Below are 15,396 nucleotides of genomic sequence, written 5' to 3'. Positions count from 1 at the left end.
GCCCCCCCCCCCCCCCCCCCCCCTCCCCTCGTTCGCGGGGGGGGGGGGGCGGGGGGGGCGCCCGCGCCCCGCCCCCGCCCCCCCCCCCCCCCCCCCCCCCCCCCCCCCCCCCCCCCGCCGGAGTCAACTACTTGGAAGCCGCGTCCAGGGCAGCCAGGGCCTGAGCCCACCGGACGTACTTCAGCTCGGCAAGATCAGCTACGGTCTTGACGCCGAACGCCTCCTTCAGGAGCTCGCCGTCACGGTCCGAGACACCCTTCAGCGCCGACGCGGGAGCTGCCAGAATCTCCGGCAGAGCCTTGTCCGCCCAAGCCTTGTCCAGCACCTTGTCCAGGTCGAGAGAAGCCATGTAAATCCTCCAGAAGCACTGAGCGGGCGAGCGCGAGGGCAACCGCATCCGGGGCACCTGAAGCCCAGGGGCGTGCCGGAAATCCCGGCACGCCCTCGCGTTTTCTACAAACGTGTAGAAGCATAGGGGCGACTCCCGCCTCCGAGGGCGGAACGGCGCCGCGCCGCACGGAAACGTCCGAAAAGCAGCCTCGCTGTAGCGCACGCGGCGTCGAGCGACGGAGTTTTTACCCGTGCTTTACCATTGGGGTGGTCATATCGTTCCGCCCCGAGCAACTCTCGGATCCGCCCGATCCGCCTGGTCAAAGAAGGAGCATCAGACCCGCAATGGGTGAGCCTCCCAGTACGAACCGTGCCACGCCCCGCCCGCTCGACTTGAGCCACGGAGCGGGGGTGGCACGGTGACGGAAGTACTCCTCCTGCTTCTGGCGCTGGCGCTCACCCTCGCCTGCGCGGTGTTCGTCGCGGCTGAGTTCTCCCTGACCACGCTGGAGCGCAGTGAGCTGGAGCGGGCCGTGGAGAACGGTGAACGGGGTGCCGCGAGCGCGCTCAAGGCCGCCAAGCGGCTGACCTTCCAGCTCTCCGGTGCGCAACTCGGCATCACCGTCACGTCCCTGGTCATCGGCATGCTCGCGGAGCCGTCGCTGGCCGTACTGTTGCGCGGCCCGCTCGAAGCTGTCGGCCTGCCCGCCGGAGCGGTGCCCACCACCGCCACCCTGCTGGGTGTCGCGCTGTCCACGGTGGTGCTGATGGTCGTGGGCGAACTGGTGCCGAAGAACTGGGCGATCTCCCGGCCGCTCGCCGTCGCCAAGGTGGTGTCGGGGCCGCAGCGCGGTTTCACCACCGCGTTTGCTCCGCTGATCCGGCACCTGAACAACACCGCGAACCGTCTCGTACGGCGATTCGGGCTGGAGCCGCAGGAAGAGCTGGCCTCGGCCCGCTCCCCCGAGGAACTGGTCGCACTCGTCCAGCACTCCGCCCGCGAAGGCGCCATCGAGGCCGACTCCGCAGAGCTGTTCGTCCGCACCCTGCACCTGGCCGAGCTCACCGCCGAGAACGTCATGACCCCGCGCATCGACGTCCAGGCGCTGGAAGCCCACGCCACGGCCACCGACGCGGCAAACCTCACGCTCGCCACCGGCCTGTCCCGCTTCCCCGTCTACCGAGACAGCCTCGACGTGGTGATCGGCACCGTGCACATCCGCGACGTACTCGCCCTGGACGAGGCACGGCGAGACCGCACCTCGGTGCGGGAGCTGGCCACCGCACCGCTGCTGGTACCCGATTCACTCCCGGTCGACAAACTCCTCGGCCGTCTGCGGGAAGCCCGCACCATGGCCGTCATCATCGACGAATACGGCGGCACCGCCGGAGTGGCCACCGTCGAGGACATCGTCGAAGAGGTCGTCGGTGAGGTCAGGGACGAGCACGACCCGCACGAGAGCCCCGACCTCGCGCTCGCCACGCCATCGCCCGACGGGCGCGCCGTGTGGGAAGCCGACGGAAGCATCCGCCTCGACCAGCTCGAAGCCATCGGCTTCGTCGTCCCCGACGGGCCGTACGAAACCCTCGCCGGCCTCCTGGCAACCCGCCTGGAACGCATTCCGGCCCTGGCAACCCGCCTGGAACGCATTCCGGCCCTGGCAGACCGGATGGACGTCGACGGCTGGCAGCTGACCGTGCTGCACATCCAGCACCACCGCGCCGACCGTGTCCGCATCACCGCCCCGGCCGCCGCCGAGACCCGAGTGGAGGATTCCCGATGACCGTTATCCAGCTGCTGATCGGCGCCTTCACCCTGATCACCAACGCATTCTTCGTCGGAGCGGAGTTCGCTCTGATCTCCGTACGACGCAGCCAGATCGAACCGGCCGCCCGCAAGGGCAACCGGAGGGCCGCCAGTGCCCTGTGGGGCCTGGAACACCTCTCCGCGGCTATGGCCACCGCCCAGCTCGGCATCACCATCTCCTCCCTCGTGCTCGGCGCCGTCGCCGAACCGGCCATCGCGCATCTGCTGGAGCCGCCCTTCCAGGCCGTCGGCGTACCCGAGGCCCTGGTCCACCCCATCGCCTTCGTCATCGCTCTGGCTGCGGCGACGTACCTGCACATGCTGATCGGCGAGATGATCCCCAAGAACATCGCACTTGCCGCCCCCGCCCCGACCGCGCTGCTGCTCGGCCCGCCGCTGGTGGCCCTCACCCGCGCACTGCGTCCGGTGATCTTCGGCATCAACGCGTTCGCCAACACCCTGCTGCGGCTGCTCAAGGTGGAGCCCAAGGACGAGGTCGCCTCCGTCTTCAACGACGACGAACTCGCCCGCCTGGTCAAGGACTCCAGCGAGGCCGGCCTGCTCGAACCCGCCGACGGCGAACGGCTGCGGGACGCACTGGAGCTGGGCACTCGCCCGGTCGGCGAGGTCATGGTGGCCCTGGACAAGGTCGTCACTGTCGACGACCGGACCACCCCGCGGCAACTGGAACGCGCTGCCGCAGACTCGGGATTCTCCCGCCTCCCGGTCACCGGCAGCGACAACGAGGTACTGGGCTACCTGCACATCAAGGACGCGCTGGGTGTCGCCGAACGGGCCCAGCCCTTCCCGCGCAGCGCCCTGCATTCCATCATCCGCGTCGAGATCGACACACCGCTCGACGACACCATGACCGCGATGCGGGCGGCCGGCACTCACCTCGCCGCCGTCACTGGGGACAAGGGAACCGTCATCGGCTTCGTCACCATGGAGGACGTACTGGAAGAACTGGTGGGACCGGCAACGCGCGCCTGACCTCTTGGTCACAGCGTCATCAGCTCGGCCGTGTTCCTGGCTACGCGGTCGAGCTTGCGGATGGTGCAGATGACTGGGGACGGACGTGCGGACCGCGCCACCTGCGGGGAACCCAGCTCACCGTGCCGTCCTGGACCCGGCTGCGGTGTTCGAGTCCCCCTCAAGCTCCGGGCTCGATGTCTGCGACATCCGCTTCCCCGCCACGGCCGAGGCTCTCGCGGCAGGAGCCCCGTCAGCGGCTGACCGCATGGGACCGGTACTCCTGAATGGCAGCCTGCTTCCGTTCAAGCTCGGTGTCCGCCCTCCGGTTGGTGACCGTCCCTGGAGTCCCGAGCGAACGCCCACGGACCCTGACGACTCGAAGGTCGCACCAAATCCCACTCCGCCTCACGCGCTGTCGCTTCTTGATGTCGGTGACCTCGCTCCAGGGGACGGCTCGCCTGCTGACGAAGGTTTCGGAACTCCAGCCCCCTGACAGTCAGCAGGGTCCTGCCATAGATCAAGTTGACCGTGCTGACGAACACGACCACAACGAGGGCCCCCAGGCCGCCGACCCACCACCACTTGCTCGGCTCATGCGTGGTCAAGACCATCGCCACCACCACACCGCCGAGGACCAACGTCCCGATAGCGTTCCGCCACCAGTACCTGTGCCGGTCACACGCATTGAAACTGATCCACGCCTCGGGCATGTCCATGATGCTATCGGCGCATATCCGAGTAACCACCCTTTCTGGCATGACGAATTACACGCTTGAGGTGTCTTCGGCACCGCGTGGCGATGACTCTTGATGGGCCCTTCCGGCTCCGGGTTTCCCCCGCTGCCGGAGCCGGAAGGTTCGCTTGGCGAACGTCGTCTCTGAGGAGTAGTCACCATGTCTGGTCGGCGCGGGTCGTAGGGTCGGCGGGAATAAGACGGTGTCAGTGGTCGGGTCTGCTGCACGATCGGGTGACAGGTCACCCGATCGTGCAGCAGACCCGTTCCCCGTAATCCTTCCCGGTCGCCTCCTGCACCTAAACGGGTAGCCGGACGCATACCCTTTTCACCGGCTGACTCAGCATCATTCCCATGTCACCACCCCCGCCATGGACCGCCCAAGGGCGCCTGCGAAGCGGGGGAATATAGCGCAGAATTGCCGGTTGGCCAAACCGGTAACCCTACGGATCATTAGTGCTCCACCGTCGCTTCCCGCTCACGCACCAAAACCCCAAGCGGTGGACGAGTTCCCCAAAAAATAGCTGCCGCACGGTCCCTCGCCCCCTGGGACTTCTGCCAGCAGCGCCGTCTGAAAGGTATTGCCGAACCAAAAATGCACAGCCCTCGCAACACTGCGCACACAGCGCTGCACACACCCACGCACATACGGGCCACCTGGAGTGGAACGGGAAGCATCGAAGACGCAGCACGGGCGTTCGGCATGTCGAGATCCAAGGGCTACGACCTCGTGCGCCGTGGAGAGTTCCCCTGCCGGGTGCTGCTGATCGGCCGAACCGCCCGGGTCGTCACCGCGTCGCTTCTGCGCGTACTCGAAAGCGGCGAACCGGAGCGCAACGGAGTCCCCAGCTGCAGCGCCACCCCATCCTGACCAAGCACACGACGAGGCCCCGCCGGAGCAAGCCGGCGGGGCCTCGTCGAGTCACCCGTGTCACCTAAAAGTCACGAACCCCATGGACACCAACCTGCCCACAGCCCCGAATCCGGACATACACGCCCGCTCGGGACTGGATGGACGCCTCTGGACTCCTTCGCCTACTTGTGCCATGTGGTACCAAGTGAGGGGCCCAGGACGAGGACAGGTGCGTCCTCTGGCCCGTCGAAGCGGTATTGCAGGGTGTCCATCGTTATCTCACTCACCCGCGTGACCCTCACGTCTGTCAACCTGCAGTCGTACAAGCGCCGAGCACGGGCTGCTGGTGTCGAAACGGGCGATGGGTACGGTCCAGCTCGCGGTGAGCGAGTTGGTGACCCATGCCCGCAAGTACGCGCCCGGGCCCTGTCTGCTGACCTTGGAGGTCGAGGACGGAGCCGTCCAGGTGACCGTGTGGGACAGCAGCACCACGCTCCCCTTGGTGCTGCCTCCGGACCCGACGCGGATCGGCCAGCACGGCCTGGAGATCGTGATGACTGTCTGCCAGAGCTTCACGGTCCGGCGGGATCCCGTGACAAGTGGATCAGTGTGTCCATCGTGCTCGCGGACGGCCCCAGCGGGGACGTCGTCGCCCGCAAGGCCATGTGATCCAGTTGGCGAGGTCACTTGACCGCTACCGTCGGAGGAACCTGCAAGCGAGCGGCCCGAGCCTCCACTCCCAGGGTTCACCGCCCCTCTCCCCCGGGCCCTCGTCACACATCCCATTCCCCCACCACCGCGACCTCCGCCTCCGCCCACGGGACAGCCGCCGTGTCCGGTATCGGCCGTGGCGGTACGGGTAAGGGCCCAGGCAGCCGCAGCCGCATTCAGGCACATCGCCTTGGTCAGAACGGCTCGGGTGTACGAGAGACAGGAAAGCCCCTCGTACGCCGAAAGCCTGCAGCCTGCCGTCCAGTTCGGCGAGCGTCCCGGTGCGCAGTCTCTGCCGCACCTTGGGATCGGTGGCCAGGAGGTGCGCCGAGGGCCGAACTTGGGGATCCCTGGTGGGGGCCATGCACCCCATCACACGTATGGGCGACTGTGCTGGCGGGCGTGCTGGGCCAAGATCAACGCCATGAGAACTTCCTTGATCCGCCGCGCGTGTGTCGTGGCCCTGGTCCTGGCGACGGCGGTGCCCCCGGCAGTGGCAGCGGGGCGGGGCGACACCATGGACACCACCGCCCGGCCCGGCATCGGTGCGCAGGCGCGGCTGCTGGGCGAGAAGATCGTTCCGCACAAACTCCCCTTCAGGAACACGACGGTTGGCGGCCTGTCCGGCATCGACCGTGATCCGTGCACGGGTGAGTACGTCATGGTCAGCGACGACCGCTCCGCGCTGCAGCCCGCCCGCTTCTACACCGCCAGGATCGATGTGGACGGAACCGGGGTGCGCTCCCTCGACTTCACGGGCACCCACCCGTTCCTTCAGCCGGACGGTTCGCTCTATCCGCCGGCCGGCGCCGGCGACGGCAAGGTCGTGGACCCCGAAGAGCTACGGGTCGACCCGTGGGGCTGCCGGTACTGGTGGGCGCAGGAGGGCGACCGGCCGAATTCGTCGAATGCCCCGCTGATCCAGCCGACGATCCAGCTGGCCACCCGGACCGGCCGCTACCGCGGCCAACTGCCGCTGCCGCGCGCCTACGAGTCCACTCGGGAAGAACAGGGCCTCAGGCGGAACAAGGCGGTGGAGGCGATCACCTTCGGCGACGGCGGCAGGACGCTCACCAGCGTCGTTGAGGGACCGCTGTTCCAGGATGGCCCGGAGCCAGACTTGGATCATGGCGCCCTGGTCCGCCTCACCCGCCAGCACCGGGACGGCGGCGTACTCGGGCAGTTCGCCTACCCGCTGGAGAAGATCTTCGCCGAATCCGACCCGACCAGCCCGTGGGGGCCGGATACCGGCGTGCCCGCAGTCCTCGCCTTCCCAGGCGATCCCGGCCGCTACCTCGTACTCGAACGTACCTGGGTGGCGGGCTCAGGATTCAAGATCCGCATCTACGACACCACCACCCGCGGCGCGACCGAGGTACAGAACATGGACTCCCTTGCCGGGCAGAAGGTCGTGCCGATGCGCAAGAAGCTGGTCGTGGACTTTCACGACCTCGATCTGTCCACGGTCGACAACACCGAGGGCATGACGTGGGGCCCGACCCTGCCGAACGGCGAACGCACCCTTCTCCTGGTCAGCGACGACAACTTCGCCGCCGACGAGGTCACCCAGATCGTCGCCCTCGGCATCCGCTGAGACCCGGCAACACCAAACCGACGGACCGACCGCTCCTGAACGCGCCACACCTCAGAGCCTGTGTCTAAACCCCGGTCGGATCAGCGAACGTCGTCTGGTGCGTGCGATCGCAAGGCGCTGGAAGGTCCTCGTAGCGGAGCTACTAGGGCATTTCGGCAACGCCGCGAGCGTGCGTGCCAGACGGCGGGCGCCCGGCCGGGGTTTAGACACAGGCTCTCAGCGCGCACCACACCCCGTTGACACTGCCGAGCAGTCGGGAAGCCAACGGAGCGGTCGGCCCGGCGGCCCGCAGAGCGCCATTCGAAGAACAACGAGAGAACGCGGCGGACGACGTGTCCTCGCTGACCGCTGACGGATCCAGGCGCAGGAAGCCTTGTTGGTGGTCAGCGGTTCAGGCACGGCACACGAATCTATAGGCCAAACGAGGTACGAAGAATCGCACCTCAGGCTCCTTGCGCCAGTTGTCCACCCCCAGCGGACAGACTCAGGCGTCCAGGCCCGCCACTTCGTAAGGAGCCCGTTTCACATGCGTCTTCGTCGTTTCGCTGCAGCTGCTCTCGGATCTCTCGCGCTTACTCTGACCCTTCCCGCTTCGGCCCATGCCGCCGACGGACAGTTCCGCTACACCTACCTCACCGAGGAAGGCTACGAAGCGGTCGGGTTCCTCAACAGCCCGCCCAGCGGGCAGTGCATCAACCTCGATGGCGCCGGCTCCAACGATCTGCCTCCCGCGCATTCCCCGCGGAACCGTACCGGTGCCACCGCAGTGGTCTTCCTGAACGCCGACTGCGAGGGCGACGCCTACTTCTCCCTGCGCCCCCACACGGGCGGCGGCTCGGAACGCCTGAAGGTGCGCTCGGTCCTCTTCGCCTAAAGATGTGGAACCCGACCCGCACCGCCTTCTGTGCGGGCATGTCCGCCCTGCGTCGTGGTGCGTTCACGGGGCGAGGCGAGGCGGGGCGCGGGCGTTCGCGTTGCTGGACGAGATCGGCGACACCGAGCAGGTGCGCAAGTGGACGCGGGCGCAGGCTCGGTACCTGGCGGCTGGTGGGCTCGGTCATGGGAAGGCGTGCGGGGTTGTGCGGGCATTGCACTGGCTGCGTGCGGGCGAAGCCCAGCGTCCGGGTGCCCCGGAGGTGGGGGCCGTCGCGGTGCATGGTCGTCATAGTGCCGCGCAGGCCGGTCACGCTCGCCTGGTGCGCGGACGCCCGCGCCTGCCATCAGAGGCCGAAGGGCGGCACCTGGCACTCCGTCGGACAGCAGATCGCTGAAGCCACCGTGGCCATCGCCCCGAACTAGGCGCCGGATTCCGATTCCTCTCGGCCGACCTGGCGTCATCGCGCCTGCTGTTCTCTCAGCTCAAAGGGTTCACCCGGGCCAGCGCGCTGCGGCTTCTGTGGCGCGCCTACCAGTCGATGCTGTCGTCCTCCGAGAGGCTCGCCGCATACAGGAGTGCATGCCGGATCAGCAGCGTCAACAGGCGCTTGGACTCCGCCGAGGGAAGCTCGCTCTGCCACGGGCAGAGCGAGTACCAACCCCGGCCAGGATCCGTCAGGGGCGGCCAGGGCTCTACGGGCTCCAGGGGCTCGGCCGGCGCTACGGGAAGGCGCACCAGCAGTATGCCCATGCTCCGGGCGACGACCGCGGCGATGCCCTTGGAGGCAAGCACCGGCATCCCGTACGCCGCCAGGACGGGCCACTGGGGAGCAAGGTCCCCAAGCCTCTCAACCAGATCGGGGTGAGTATGCACCTCCCACCCCTCGTAGCCGTAGGCGCCGCGCTCCTGCGGAACACCCTGCTGCCGCAGCAGGTCGAGCAGCGCCTTGTTCTGAGGCAGATCCGGCAGCAGCGTCATGCCCCCACACGCTACGCACCGTTCAGCCAGTGGGGACAGTAACGGCGCTCCTCTCCAGCAGGCTCACCGGACCGGCACCATTCGGCAGTACTGGTACGGCCCGTGATGTCAGGCAACTCCCGTCCTCCGGCCACCACCGGGGCGAATCCGCAGAATGATCACAACTCGATACGCGCCCTAAGCCGCCTGGTCATCGCCTTGGTGGCCGTTCACGCACTGCCTGGTGAAGAACTCCGCACGATTCAGACAATCGGGTAGCAGTGCGTGAAGCGAAACGCGCGAGGCCTCGGGCTGTTGATCGAAGTGTCTGACGTCTCGATTACGCTGATTCAGGTCTTACGCACCCCCCAACCGGAACGGGCCACTTCCCCCGTTCCGGTTGGGGAGTTCTCGTGTGTCAGGCGGCCGATTGCCCCGATGGCGCTAACGTCGTGCGCGGCTCCGGTGTCCGTTGAGAGGTGACACCGCCCGCCCGGCCCGGGCCTGCTCCTACGTACGTGTTCCGCACCCAGAACCGACGACGCAAGGGGAATCGATTCCATGACTGTCACAGCAGCACGCCGCACCATGTCACCGCGTCGCTCCGCCGCCCGCGCGGCGGCCGTAGCCGCCCTGTCCGCCGCCGCGCTCCTCGGCGGCGGTATCGCGGCCCAGGCCGCCGCACCCGCCCGCACGACGGGTGCGGCCGTGGAACTCGCGCCTGCCGGTGCGCTCGCCACCCAGTGCTACTACAAGGTCAACGCCAGCGGGGGTCTGCTGATCCGGAGCGGTCCCGGCACCGGCTACTCGGTCGTCGGGTCCTACGCCAACGGCTCGACGATCCTCGCGTCGTCGTCCACCACCAACGGCTTCCGCAAGGTGGGCACCAACCGCTGGGTCTCCTCGGCCTACACCGTCCGCATCACCAGCTATCCCTGCGAGTGACCGGAACCTGCGCCGAGGACACTGTTCTCCCGCCCTTAAACAGGCCACCGGTGCGCGGGCCTGCTCAAGGGCACCTGATCGGCACCCGCCGGCCACGGCTTGTCGCCAGGGGTGCCCGGCCCGGCGCCTGGCGGCCGGGGACTGCCCCGGCGCCTGTCGGAGAGGACCAACAGGACACGACACCCGGGCTCGGAGAGCCAGTACGGGAAGGGAAGTTCGAGTTCACGGTCAAGAAGATCGAGCCGGGTGGCAATCACCTGGGCGGTGAGTTCGGGACCGATGCACAAGGCCGGTACCTCCTGGCCCACATGACGGTGAAGAACATCGGCGACAGGGCACAGTACTTCAACGGCTCCGACCAGAAGACGATCGACTCCAAAAGCAACGAACACAGCGCCGACACTGGCGCAGCGATCTTCCTGGAAGACAGCCGGTCGTTCCTCAACCAGATAAACCCCGGCAATACCGTCGAGGGCATCGTCGTGTTCGACATCCCGACGAATTCCCGCCCTGTGCAAATGGAACTGCACGACTCCTTTCTCAGTTCGGGCGCTACGGTTCGTCTCGCCCCTCGCTGAACCGCAGCGCCGCATCATCGGGTGGAACCGCACTCACGACCAGCCCGTCGCCTGGGTTTGTCCGTGCCGGACCGGTGCGGGACGCGGGGCCCGGGAACGGCCGGGTTCCCGTGGTGTGCATCTGACTTTGCTTCTGACTGCCTTTGAATCTATGGCTGCGTGGGTGAAGCTCGCGAACGAAGCCAGAAAGCAGTCGCTGGCAGTGCTCAGCGTGTGGTCAGCGCACCGGGCACTTCTTCCAGGCGAAGTGGTACTTGGTGTTGAAGCTGCCGTCCGTGGAGTCCATCGCCACGAAGCTGTTGGTCCGTTCCGTGTCGGAGCTTCCGCCGTTCACCAGCAGTTCGGTGTTGATGTTGAAGTTGCGCGTGGTGCCGCAGGGGGCGAATACGAGAGCCTCGATGCCCGTCCTGTCGCTCACCTGCCAGTCGCCCTTGCTCGGCCCCCGGAACGCATGGCTGCGGCGGTCCGTCCCGGCCATCCCCTGGAAGTAGTAGCTGGACTTCTGCGTCGCGGACGCACCCCGCTCCAGGCTCAGGAAGCCACGGTAGTCGGCCTGGAAGACGGCGTACGTGTAGCCCTGCGGGACGTTCACGCGCAGCCCGAGCTGGCAGTTCTTGCGGAAGTCGACCGGCTTGGCGCCCTTGCCCACCTGGGCCAGGTATTCGCTGTACGTGACCGTGAACGCGGTGTTGTCCTGCGACACGGCCACGGACGCACTGCCGGGTCGGCAGCCGGAGCCGTTGACCTGCACGAGGCTGACGGTGACCTGACTCGGCGGCGTGGGCACGGCGGACGACGCGCCCGCCGGTGCGGCGGGGAGGAGGGCAGCGGTCGCGAGGGTGGCAGCGCCGACGAACGTGTTGGTGCGCATGGGCATTCCTTCCGGTCACGCGGCGCCCCGCACGAACGGGCTCGACGGGGTCACCGCTGGGCGGTCGTCAGGTGCGCCCGAGGCATGGCGGATTCTGTCCGGAACACTGAGAGTCGCCCACGACCGTTGACCGAATTCGACCACAGCGTGACGAATTGTGCACGACAGGTGAGCATGTGTGTGTATTCCGTGAAGCGCGGAGGGGGTGGAGCCCCTTACGGCCCCCGGGACGCCCCGTCGAGCGAGGGACCCTCGAACAGGTCGAGGTCCCGGTCGAAAGCATCAGGGAACGCGACCAACTCACATGCTGAGCGCAGCATTCAGAAGGGCGCAACCAACCCGGCCTCTCGCAATTGCAGCAGCGCCCGGCCCATGCATTCGGTGACCGAGCCGGCCGACCGTCCCGCATGCGCTCCGCGTCCACCCGGATCATGGCACCCACACCCTGCTCGCAGAGTCGCTCTCTGACCGGCCCGGTGCGGAAGAGCCCGACTTCATTTTCGGAGGCGAAGGGCTCGCGGTCCGTCGATGATGTGTCGATGAGCCAGAACGAGGTCGGCACGCTGCGGCGAGCCGGAGACGACACCGGGCACCGCGAGTTCGCAGAGCGCATGGCGGGGGCTCTGAGCGACGGTCTCCAGGCCCTGGAAAACCTAACGCGAGACGACGAGTTCTGGCAGGGCTGGGCCAACGGTGACATCACGGTCCACAAACTCAACGCCCTAGCCGCCGACCGGCTGCAACGCGATCCCGCAGACCGGACGGCGCGGTGGACGCTTGTGGCCCTCGCACTCGCTCACGGTGCCAATGACGGCGGGCTTCCTCTGCTGGGGCCGGAGATCACTGCCGATCCGACCGTCGTGGCGGACGCGCTCGTCATCGCGGACTGGATCGGCCAGGAGATCGGGCTCGATCTCACCGACGAGTTGCGTGCGGTGTTTGCCAGGGCCGATCGCCACGCGCTGGAGTTGCTGGCACAGACGGAGGGAGGAGAAGCGGCCCGGGCTGCGTTGGCTGTCCTGGAACAGCGGACCTCTCTCCCCGGCCGCGACTGAACAGGCGGGGGATGGTCAGGGGGTGCGTCATTCTGCCTCGGTATCGCGGAAGCGGTAGCACTCGGTGCCGGTCTGGATGAGGGTGCAGCCGAAAGTGAGCGACTCTGTCGGGAATCGTACGGCTGGGGTGGCCGACAGCATCGACACAGACGGGCCAGCCCCTCGCATCACGCTGCGGGGCACCGTCCACGACGACGTAATACGCACCCAACAGCCCAGAGTGGAAGACGCGGGTGAGGTACCGCGGTGCGGGTCGTCGCTCCGGTGACCAGTCGGGGGGGACACCATCGGGCTCCCCGAGCTGTTCCTGCCTGTCGTTCCGGATCCTGAGGTGATGCGGGGGATCGGCGAGACCGCGCACGCCCTGGCGTACATCATCATCGCGAACCAGTCCTTCACCGACGTCTACCAGTGGGGCCGCCGCACCACCCCCCTGAGCCTGGCCGCGGAGATCCAGCACCGGCTGCTCCCGGCATAGCTGGCGTGCGAGGCCGCCCAGTTCGCGGTGGCCGGGGCACTGGAGCCGGCCGATCACGTCGGGGGCGACACCTTCGATTACGTGATCGACTGGGACTCCGTGCAGCTTTCCGTCACGAACACGAGGGGGCACGACGTCGACCCGGGCGACCGGCTGGTGATGCTCACCGACGGCATGCTGGAGCGCAGCGCCAACAGTCTCGATCAGGCAGAACTGATCGTCCGCACGCGCGATCTGCATCCGCGCGAAGCCGCTCGCACGCTTATCGCGGCAATCGTCAAGGCCAACAACGGTCACTCGCAGGACGACGCGACCGTCATGCGCCTGGACCGGCACGGCACCGCCCGCTCCCAGCGGGACGCCGACACCGGGCCGACCTCGCCGAGGCGTCCGCCACGTCCCGGGCGGGGCGGACGATCGCGTCGGCCTCGGGACGCGTTCATCCCGTTCATGGTGAGCGCCCGCAGATGCATGGTCTCCGGCCTTTTGTGGTGCCGAGGCTGTAGTGGTGTCGGGACCTGGCACCGCACCTGCGCGGAGGCGGCCTCCGCGCAGTCCCTGGCTGCATCTGGAGACGTCAGGCAGCGACTTTCCCGAAGAGGTGGTTGGCAGGAGCGTCCGGGTTGTTGCCGTAGAAGAACTCTGTGAGTGCCTGGTGGAATTCGGCACGGTCCAGTGCTCCGGAGCCGTCCTGGTCCAGGGCGGCGAATACCTCGGCGCAGTCCTCGCCGGGAACGCCGGCGACCGAGTCGAACATCTGCTGGAACTCCGCCTGGTCGATTTTGCCGTCTCCGTTGAGGTCGACGAGGTCGAAGAAGCAGTTGGTTACCGGTTCGATCTGTTCCGGGTACAGGGCGGGGTCGGTCAGGACGCGCCGGAATCCTTCGGTCATCTCGCGGAGATCGACTTTTCCGTCGCCGTCCTGGTCCATGGGGGCGATCACGTTCGTCCAGAACCCGTCCATCCCGTCGGTGAGCCGGCGGGAGGTTACGGAGTCGGCTGCGGCGCCGCGGGCGATGATGTAGCGCTCGCTCATCTTTCGGACGTCCTGCTGGGTGATGAATCCGTCGCCGTTGACGTCGGCGCCGCGGAACCACTGGCCGTATTTGAGGTCTTGAAATGCAGTCACGACTGCGCACAGTATTCATTCGGTTACGTACACGCAAACGCGCAGGTGGAGATTCTCCGGACGGTCAGGGCCGGCCCACCATGCGCGTGACGTGGGCGGGATCGGCCCGAGGAGGGGGATGCCGTGGTGTCAGTGTTCGAGGCGGGGTGGCGTGAAGGCGAGCACCTCAGGAGGGGCATCGCCGAATGGCTCGACGTCGACCAGCGCGCTGAGTGCACTCGGTCCCTGGGAGAGGCGCGAGCAGGGCCGGTCCGCGGTGAGGGCGTTGGGGTTGCCGTGGCGGTCCAGGGTTCCGGCCCGGCCCGGCTGGACGGGGTCCCACCACGCTCCGGTGGAGAGCTGCACGATGCCCGGCATGAGGTCGTCCGACAGGACCGCGCCGGCCAGGCAGCAGCCTCGGTCGTTGTAGACGCGCACGATCATGCCGTTCTCGATGCCGCGCGACGCGGCGTCCAGCGGGTTCAGCGTCACGGGCTCGCGGCCTCGGATCTTTGACCCAAGGCTGTGGCCACCGTTGTCGTACTGACTGTGCAGGCGCGAGGCGGGCTGATTGGAGATCAGGTGCAGCGGGAATCGGTCCGCCAACTCGGCGTGGAGCCACTCTGCCGGTGCGAACCACGTCGGATGCCCGGCACAGTCGTCGTAGCCGAAGGAGTCGATCTCCTCGGAGAAGATCTCGATACGGCCCGACGGCGTCGACAGAGGAAAGCGCTGCGGATCCGCGCGGAGCGCCTCGAAGCTGCCGGGAAACGGTCCGGTCAACGCCGGCATCTGGGCGGTGGAGCTGCGCCAGAAGGCGTCGAAGTCCGGCAGGGCGGCCTCGTCGTCGAGCGCGGCCCTCGTCTGCTCGTACAGGTGCCTGACCCATTCGCTCTCGGAGCGGGCCTCGGTGAATTCCTGCTCGTATCCGAGCCGGGAGGCCAGGGCGGCGAAGATCTGGTGGTCGGTGCGTGACTCTCCCTGCGGCTCGCGGACTTTCGGCATCGCGGCGAGGTGAGGGTCGGAGAACCCGGCGGCGAAGTCGTCGCGCTCCAGTCCCGTGGCGGCGGGCAGGACGATGTCCGCGAACTTGGCGGTGGTGTTCCACCAGGCTTCGTGCACCACCACCGTGTCCGGAATCTGCCAGGCGCGGGTCAACCGGTGCAGATCCTGGTGGTGGTGGAACGGATTGCCTCCGCACCAGTAGACCAGGCGAAGCTCCGGCAGCGTGAGACGCCGCCCGTCGTAGTCGATGATCCTCCCGGGATGCAGCAGGGTGTCGGCGATCCTCGCGACCGGGATGAAGTCCTCAACGGGGTTGATCACCTTGGGTATTGCGGCCACGGAGGGACGGCCGGGGGCAACACCGGTCGCGTCCATCGTCGCGTAGCCTGCGCCCCAGCCGCAGCCGGGGCGGCCCATCGAACCGGTCATGGCGGCCAGTACGACGGACATCCAGATCGGCTGTTCGCCGTGGTCCGCGCGTTGCACAGCGTAGTTGACCATGATGAGCGACCGTTGGGA

General features: G+C 67.6%; 17 protein-coding genes. 12 read left to right on the top strand and 5 right to left on the bottom strand.

Features of this window, described 5'->3' with window-relative positions:
* Positions 1-127 precede the first annotated feature (127 nt).
* Positions 128-349, bottom strand: coding sequence for a hypothetical protein (locus ACIA73_RS37510; protein WP_399443456.1), 222 nt, complete (start codon positions 347-349; stop codon positions 128-130).
* Between the two features lie 400 nt (positions 350-749).
* On the opposite strand from ACIA73_RS37510, the gene ACIA73_RS37505 reads away from it, so the two are divergent.
* The 7 genes from ACIA73_RS37505 (at position 750) to ACIA73_RS37475 (ending at position 8,302) form a co-directional block, all read left to right on the top strand.
* Positions 750-2,114, top strand: a complete 1,365-nt coding sequence (locus ACIA73_RS37505; RefSeq protein WP_399443455.1) for a hemolysin family protein — start codon at positions 750-752, stop codon at positions 2,112-2,114.
* Entirely contained in the window at positions 2,111-3,130 is a 1,020-nt protein-coding gene (locus ACIA73_RS37500; RefSeq protein ID WP_399443454.1) for a hemolysin family protein, read from the top strand. Before ACIA73_RS37505 ends, ACIA73_RS37500 begins: the two co-directional genes overlap by 4 nt.
* 1,418 nt (positions 3,131-4,548) lie before the next feature.
* Complete coding sequence (locus ACIA73_RS37495) at positions 4,549-4,716, top strand: hypothetical protein (RefSeq protein WP_399443453.1); 168 nt, start codon at positions 4,549-4,551, stop codon at positions 4,714-4,716.
* Between the two features lie 343 nt (positions 4,717-5,059).
* On the top strand, positions 5,060-5,389 hold the full coding sequence (locus ACIA73_RS37490; protein ID WP_399443452.1) for an ATP-binding protein: 330 nt from the start codon (positions 5,060-5,062) through the stop codon (positions 5,387-5,389).
* Between the two features lie 444 nt (positions 5,390-5,833).
* Complete coding sequence (locus tag ACIA73_RS37485) at positions 5,834-7,003, top strand: esterase-like activity of phytase family protein (protein WP_399443451.1); 1,170 nt, start codon at positions 5,834-5,836, stop codon at positions 7,001-7,003.
* Between the two features lie 526 nt (positions 7,004-7,529).
* The gene (locus ACIA73_RS37480; RefSeq protein ID WP_399443450.1) at positions 7,530-7,877 is read left to right on the top strand and encodes a hypothetical protein; all 348 of its coding nucleotides are present in this window, start codon (positions 7,530-7,532) and stop codon (positions 7,875-7,877) included.
* Positions 7,878-8,158: 281 nt separating this feature from the next.
* A complete protein-coding gene (locus tag ACIA73_RS37475) occupies positions 8,159-8,302 on the top strand; it encodes a hypothetical protein (RefSeq protein ID WP_399443449.1) in 144 nt (47 codons plus the stop codon).
* Between the two features lie 106 nt (positions 8,303-8,408).
* Here ACIA73_RS37475 and ACIA73_RS37470 read toward each other — a convergent pair whose 3' ends face one another.
* A complete protein-coding gene (locus ACIA73_RS37470; protein WP_399443448.1) occupies positions 8,409-8,858 on the bottom strand; it encodes a hypothetical protein in 450 nt (149 codons plus the stop codon).
* A 540-nt stretch (positions 8,859-9,398) separates the two neighbouring features.
* Here ACIA73_RS37470 and ACIA73_RS37465 point away from each other — a divergent pair.
* Both ACIA73_RS37465 and ACIA73_RS37460 read left to right on the top strand, forming a co-directional pair.
* Positions 9,399-9,782 carry an SH3 domain-containing protein gene (locus ACIA73_RS37465; protein WP_399443447.1) on the top strand — a complete coding sequence of 128 codons (384 nt, stop codon included), beginning with the start codon at positions 9,399-9,401 and terminating at the stop codon, positions 9,780-9,782.
* Positions 9,783-9,832: 50 nt separating this feature from the next.
* A complete protein-coding gene (locus ACIA73_RS37460) occupies positions 9,833-10,360 on the top strand; it encodes a DUF4352 domain-containing protein (RefSeq protein WP_399443446.1) in 528 nt (175 codons plus the stop codon).
* A gap of 217 nt (positions 10,361-10,577) precedes the next feature.
* Here ACIA73_RS37460 and ACIA73_RS37455 read toward each other — a convergent pair whose 3' ends face one another.
* Positions 10,578-11,231: a DUF4360 domain-containing protein gene (locus ACIA73_RS37455; RefSeq protein ID WP_399443445.1), complete on the bottom strand. Its 654-nt coding sequence runs from the start codon at positions 11,229-11,231 to the stop codon at positions 10,578-10,580.
* A 539-nt stretch (positions 11,232-11,770) separates the two neighbouring features.
* Between ACIA73_RS37455 and ACIA73_RS37450 the strand changes: the two genes are divergently transcribed.
* The 3 genes from ACIA73_RS37450 to ACIA73_RS37440 all read left to right on the top strand — a co-directional run bounded on the left by ACIA73_RS37450 (position 11,771) and on the right by ACIA73_RS37440 (position 13,412).
* The gene (locus ACIA73_RS37450; RefSeq protein WP_399443444.1) at positions 11,771-12,286 is read left to right on the top strand and encodes a hypothetical protein; all 516 of its coding nucleotides are present in this window, start codon (positions 11,771-11,773) and stop codon (positions 12,284-12,286) included.
* A gap of 334 nt (positions 12,287-12,620) precedes the next feature.
* The gene (locus ACIA73_RS37445) at positions 12,621-12,764 is read left to right on the top strand and encodes a hypothetical protein (RefSeq protein ID WP_399443443.1); all 144 of its coding nucleotides are present in this window, start codon (positions 12,621-12,623) and stop codon (positions 12,762-12,764) included.
* Between the two features lie 159 nt (positions 12,765-12,923).
* Positions 12,924-13,412 (top strand): hypothetical protein, encoded by a 489-nt coding sequence (locus ACIA73_RS37440; RefSeq protein WP_399443506.1) that lies wholly within the window; start codon positions 12,924-12,926, stop codon positions 13,410-13,412.
* Here ACIA73_RS37440 and ACIA73_RS37435 read toward each other — a convergent pair.
* Positions 13,342-13,893, bottom strand: a complete 552-nt coding sequence (locus ACIA73_RS37435; RefSeq protein ID WP_399443442.1) for an EF-hand domain-containing protein — start codon at positions 13,891-13,893, stop codon at positions 13,342-13,344. The genes ACIA73_RS37440 and ACIA73_RS37435 overlap by 71 nt on opposite strands.
* A 129-nt stretch (positions 13,894-14,022) precedes the next feature.
* The coding region (locus ACIA73_RS37430; RefSeq protein WP_399443441.1) for a molybdopterin-dependent oxidoreductase at positions 14,023-15,396 on the bottom strand (1,374 nt) is incomplete at its 5' end.

The sequence above is a fragment of the Streptomyces sp. NPDC051561 genome, assembly GCF_044454195.1.
Classification (GTDB): domain Bacteria; phylum Actinomycetota; class Actinomycetes; order Streptomycetales; family Streptomycetaceae; genus Streptomyces.
Note: the sequence above shows the minus strand (reverse complement) of the source record. Positions and strands in the feature narration are given on the sequence as shown.

Coding starts and splice junctions, on each gene's coding strand:
- ACIA73_RS37485 (WP_399443451.1), top strand. CDS start 5,834: ATGAGAACTTCCTTGATCCGCCGCGCGTGTGTCGTGGCCCTGGTCCTG.
- ACIA73_RS37510 (WP_399443456.1), bottom strand. CDS start 349: ATGGCTTCTCTCGACCTGGACAAGGTGCTGGACAAGGCTTGGGCGGAC.
- ACIA73_RS37450 (WP_399443444.1), top strand. CDS start 11,771: ATGAGCCAGAACGAGGTCGGCACGCTGCGGCGAGCCGGAGACGACACC.
- ACIA73_RS37440 (WP_399443506.1), top strand. CDS start 12,924: ATGCTCACCGACGGCATGCTGGAGCGCAGCGCCAACAGTCTCGATCAG.
- ACIA73_RS37500 (WP_399443454.1), top strand. CDS start 2,111: ATGACCGTTATCCAGCTGCTGATCGGCGCCTTCACCCTGATCACCAAC.
- ACIA73_RS37470 (WP_399443448.1), bottom strand. CDS start 8,858: ATGACGCTGCTGCCGGATCTGCCTCAGAACAAGGCGCTGCTCGACCTG.
- ACIA73_RS37480 (WP_399443450.1), top strand. CDS start 7,530: ATGCGTCTTCGTCGTTTCGCTGCAGCTGCTCTCGGATCTCTCGCGCTT.
- ACIA73_RS37465 (WP_399443447.1), top strand. CDS start 9,399: ATGACTGTCACAGCAGCACGCCGCACCATGTCACCGCGTCGCTCCGCC.
- ACIA73_RS37495 (WP_399443453.1), top strand. CDS start 4,549: ATGTCGAGATCCAAGGGCTACGACCTCGTGCGCCGTGGAGAGTTCCCC.
- ACIA73_RS37490 (WP_399443452.1), top strand. CDS start 5,060: ATGGGTACGGTCCAGCTCGCGGTGAGCGAGTTGGTGACCCATGCCCGC.
- ACIA73_RS37475 (WP_399443449.1), top strand. CDS start 8,159: ATGGTCGTCATAGTGCCGCGCAGGCCGGTCACGCTCGCCTGGTGCGCG.
- ACIA73_RS37455 (WP_399443445.1), bottom strand. CDS start 11,231: ATGCGCACCAACACGTTCGTCGGCGCTGCCACCCTCGCGACCGCTGCC.
- ACIA73_RS37445 (WP_399443443.1), top strand. CDS start 12,621: ATGCGGGGGATCGGCGAGACCGCGCACGCCCTGGCGTACATCATCATC.